Genomic DNA, 4,188 nt, shown 5'->3' on the forward strand with positions numbered 1-4,188 from the left:
GCAACCTCAACTTACCGAAGACGCACGGTGACCGCCTGCTCCCCCCCTGGCTGGCCCGCCTGCGCCAGCCAGGGGGGGAGCGCTCCGGCGGGCCAGCCTCACGTTCGGACACCACTCACTGGGACGCGATCTGGTTGCAATTTGGGGTCCCGGTTGGGTCCTGGTTCACATTCTATTCGTATCAGGCGCAGGCCACCGAAATCGCCATGGGCCTCATGGTCCTCAATCGCATGCTCGACCTCGGACGCCCGTACTCCGTCCGCGTCCCCTGATCACAAGCGGGGCTGGGGTGATCTCTTGCCCCGCTCGCATCACTGCAACACGTCGCCGCACCATCAAAACTGCGACAGAGCCCTTATTCCCTGCCGATTCACACTTTGAATTGCTAGTCGAGGAGGAGCTCCGCCGCCTACAAGCAGTCGGCGGCGCTAGACAAGCGGATTACCGGAACCGTCAGCTCAGCCATGGTTTGCCTCCGAATTTGGGCCGAAGCCGATGCTCGCCGGATCGGCCTTGGTGTCGCGGCAGGCGCGCAGGATGGAATCTTGCAGCATGACCTGTTCGTCGTCTGGCAGGGCGCTCCGCCCTTGAATCAACTGCTCCCGCCACCGTGGCCCACGGCCCCAGGCATCGCTCCACGCTTCGGCAAGGTCGTGGTGCCGGCGGCTGTCGGACAGCGCCGTGATGATGGCACCGGCCTGCCGCAGATCCTTGTCGCGCTTGGCCTGCCCGTTCAGGTCGTCGCGCCGCCGTGTCGAGACGATCAACTTGTGGACCGCGTAGCGTTCCGGCGCCGGCACACAGACTGGAACACCCGCGTTGTGCAGCATGACGCTGCGCGCCGGCCGGTAGATCAGGTAGTCGAGGTAGCGCAGTGGCTGGGCTGCCGCGCCACCGAGCGCCGGCATCGGCGCTGGCTTCCCCTGGTAGTCGTCCTTCGACCGGTTCGGCGTCAGGAACTCCACGGTGAACCGCCCGGTGGTGAACTTGGTGACGTGCCGGTCGTCGGCTTGGTTCGGAACCGCTCGGAAGGCACGGTCCACTCCACGCAACACCTCAAGCACCGGCGGGATGGAATCGTCGACCCAGAAGGAAACCGAATGGAACTGTGCCATGTCGATGTCGCCGGTGAGGTAGCGGGGCAGCCTGTAGCCGAGGAGTCCGTCGTAAGTGTTGTAGGCGATCGTGCCGATCAGCACGCAACGCAGGCGGAAGGCCCCGGCCTTCCATAACGCCTCCACCACGTCACCGATGAACGGCGTCTGCGGCGGCGCCAGGCCACCGGCCTTCAGGGCGTTGACCATTCGCCGACGCTCCACGAAGTCGGCCTTGAGGCTGCCAAAGCGCTCCACGCGCGCGGTGATATCCGGGTCATCGACCGGACCTGCGTATTTTTGGTAGCGCTTTCCTGTGTCTTCCGCGTCCGGGTTGTAGCCGTTGTAGTACCAGTATTCCCGTTCGCCCTTGACCCGTTTCACGAAGGAGCCGTTCAGCGGGAACGCCTCGTCGAACTCGGCGTCAAGGGACCGCTGCTCCAGTTCGGCGAACATGGTCTGCAACTGCAGCCCCAACGACCTCGACTTCATGTTCATCACCACGGTTTACATGCATTCTTCCATTTTGCATGTAAACCGCTCTGGTTGCAACACAGCGCAGCGGTACCTTGTGGTGAACCTGTCCATTCAAGGTCCGACAGGATGAAGTACGACCAAAGGGTGCTACATGCAAAACGCGATTTTGTATGTAAGAGCGTCGCTGACGTACTCAGGTGGCGAGCGCTGGTCAGCATGGATGTGCAACGCCGGCTTGCCGCGTTCAACGCGCCGACCACAGACCCGAGCAGGATCGGCGCGTCAACCTTCCGTGACACTGACGTGATGTGGTGGACGACCCTTCCACCATCTGGGATCGGTGGCAAGCTGATGCCGTCGAAGAACCCATGTGTGGACTGCCCCTCCGGCGCAAAAGGGAAATCCGCGCTGACTGGCCGAGAAGGATGCATCCATGTGTCCGGCCTGTTGTCGCAGCCACTGGCTGCTGGCTTTGATGAATTCCGCGGATTGACGCCCGAATCACCTCATCGCGCTCGGCGGCGCTTGGTCCCCGTGGGGTTGGCCGATCCCCGGTCCTTCTGGTTCGTCATCACGTCTCACCACCCTTGCCCCCACCCCGCCGAGCCATATCCGACACCGGCGAGATGGATGCCGTCTACGCTGCGCTCGGCACCGCGTAGATCAAGCGTTTGCCGCGATAACCGAGATCACCGATGGCCGGTCCTTGGAAGTCATGCCCGGCGAGTTGACGCAGCACCGGGACGATACCCTTGGTATCATGCACGTTCGCCGGCGAGGCGTCGATGGCCAGCGGAATGCCGTATTTCTCTAACCCGAGCTGGAACTTGATGCCGCGGATCTTCTTGCCGCCATCCACGCCGCGCACAAAACAGCTCGGAGCCGACGGGTAGGTGCGGCTTTCGATCACGCTGGTGCTCGGGTCAGGGGTGTCTCCGCAGGCTAGAGCATCGCGCGTGAAATCTGAATCGAGAGTTGCGCTTGGGCGTCTGGCGTGATTCACCGTTGTTGGAGGTGGATCATGGGTCGCAGCTATTCGCCGGAGCTTCGGGTTCGGATTTACGGAGAGATCGAGCAAGGCGGTTCGCGTCGGGCAGCGGCGCGCCGGTTTGATGTGAGCGCGAGCACGAGTGTGCGGCTTGCCCAGCGGATGGCGGCGACAGGCACGCTGGAACCGGCCCGGCAGGGGCGCCCGCCGGGCGGCGGCAAGCTGGCCCCACATGCCGACCTTCTGATCGGTTGGGTGGAGAAGCAAGGCGAGATCACCATGCCGGAACTGGCGGCCAAGCTGAAAGCCGAGCGCGGGGTGACGGTCCACCCCGCCTCGCTGTCACGCTTCCTGCTCGCCCGTGGCTACAGCGTCAAAAAAAACGCTGCTGGCAAGCGAGGCCGGTCGCGCTGACGTTGCCGAGGACCGCCGGACGTGGCTCAGCCATCGTCAGCCCCGGATGCGCGAGGAGCCGGATCGGCTGGTGTTCCTCGACGAGACGGCTACCACCACGAAGATGACCCGGCTGCGCGGGCGGGCCAAGCGCGGCCAACGGTTCAAGGCCAAGGCGCCCTTCGGCCACTGGGGCACACAGACCTTTATCGCCGCCCTGCGCTGCGATGGCCTGACCGCCCCCTGGATCATCAAGGGCGCGATGAACCGAGTGCTCTTCGAGACCTATGTCGAGACCCAACTCGCCCCGACCTTGCGGCCGGGCGACGTCGTCATTCTCGACAACCTGTCTTGCCACAAAAGCGAAAAGGCCAAGGCCGCCCTCAAGCAGCGTGGCGCTTGGTTTCTCTTCCTCCCGCCTTACAGTCCCGACCTCAATCCCATCGAGATGGCTTTCGCCAAGCTCAAGGCACATCTCCGGCGCATCGGCGCCCGCACCATCGACGAACTGTGGAAAGCCGTCGGTTCAATCTGCGACCTCTACACACCCGAGGAATGCTGGAACTACCTCAGGCACGCAGGATATGCGTCAGATTAAACGCTCGAAGCTCTAAAGGAGCGCCTGCTCGGCGCCGACGTGGTCGCCGCCTTCATTGAGGAGATGGTCGTGGCGCAACGGCGTGAACAGGCCGAGGCGCGGAACCGGCGCGGGGATCGGGAGCGCGCCCTCGCCGAGGTTGACCGGAAGATCGCGTCGATTCTGGAAGCAGTGGAGAAGGGGCTGTACAGCCCATCGCTGAACGCGCGGCTGTCTGCACTGGAGGCTGAGCGTGCCGCGCTCGCCACCGAGATCGACACCCTGGGGACGGAGGCGCCGGAGATGCTGCTGCCGGCCAACCTGCCGGAGCTGTACCGGCGAAAGATCACTGAGCTCGAGTCCGTGCTCGGCGACGGCGACGAGGGGATGGCCGCGATGGAGTTGATCCGGTCCATGGTCGACCGTGTCGTGCTGTCCCCCTGCCCCTCGGGCGCCGGGCTGGAGGCGCAGCTTCATGGCGACATGCTGGCAATCCTGGAGGCGTGCGCCGAGGCGGAACCGAAACGCCGACAGCCCGCCTCGTTGGAGGCGGGCTGTCAACTGTCGTTGGTTGCGGGGGCAGGATTTGAACCTGCGGCCTTCAGGTTATGAGCCTGACGAGCTACCGGGCTGCTCCACCCCGCGGTTGCCGGTGTGCG

Annotated in this window: 4 protein-coding genes, 1 tRNA gene and 1 pseudogene; 2 read left to right on the forward strand and 4 right to left on the reverse strand. The window is 64.2% G+C overall.

What is annotated here, in order from left to right:
* Positions 1–272 (forward strand): annotated as a pseudogene (locus J2847_RS33745) (hypothetical protein); the annotation flags it as partial.
* 186 nt (positions 273–458) lie between these two features.
* On the opposite strand, the gene J2847_RS33750 reads toward J2847_RS33745, so the two are convergent.
* Both J2847_RS33750 and J2847_RS34885 read right to left on the reverse strand, forming a co-directional pair.
* Entirely contained in the window at positions 459–1,592 is a 1,134-nt protein-coding gene (locus J2847_RS33750; RefSeq protein ID WP_233474983.1) for a nucleotidyltransferase family protein, read from the reverse strand.
* 616 nt (positions 1,593–2,208) lie between these two features.
* Complete coding sequence (locus J2847_RS34885; protein WP_209783094.1) at positions 2,209–2,481, reverse strand: transposase; 273 nt, start codon at positions 2,479–2,481, stop codon at positions 2,209–2,211.
* Between the two features lie 111 nt (positions 2,482–2,592).
* Here J2847_RS34885 and J2847_RS33760 point away from each other — a divergent pair.
* Positions 2,593–3,550, forward strand: a protein-coding gene (locus tag J2847_RS33760) for an IS630 family transposase (RefSeq protein ID WP_209783095.1) whose coding sequence is annotated in 2 segments (ribosomal slippage) — positions 2,593–2,924 and positions 2,923–3,550 — 960 coding nt in all. Because the reading frame shifts where the segments join, the coding sequence is not laid out codon by codon here.
* Between the two features lie 12 nt (positions 3,551–3,562).
* Here the strand turns inward: J2847_RS33760 and J2847_RS33765 are convergent.
* Positions 3,563–4,006, reverse strand: coding sequence for a hypothetical protein (locus tag J2847_RS33765; protein WP_209783096.1), 444 nt, complete (start codon positions 4,004–4,006; stop codon positions 3,563–3,565).
* A 91-nt stretch (positions 4,007–4,097) separates the two neighbouring features.
* Positions 4,098–4,174: transfer RNA gene (locus J2847_RS33770), tRNA-Met, on the reverse strand.
* Between the last annotated feature and the right edge of the window lie 14 nt (positions 4,175–4,188).

Source organism: Azospirillum agricola (assembly GCF_017876095.1).
In the GTDB taxonomy this organism is placed as follows: Bacteria; Pseudomonadota; Alphaproteobacteria; order Azospirillales; family Azospirillaceae; genus Azospirillum; species Azospirillum agricola.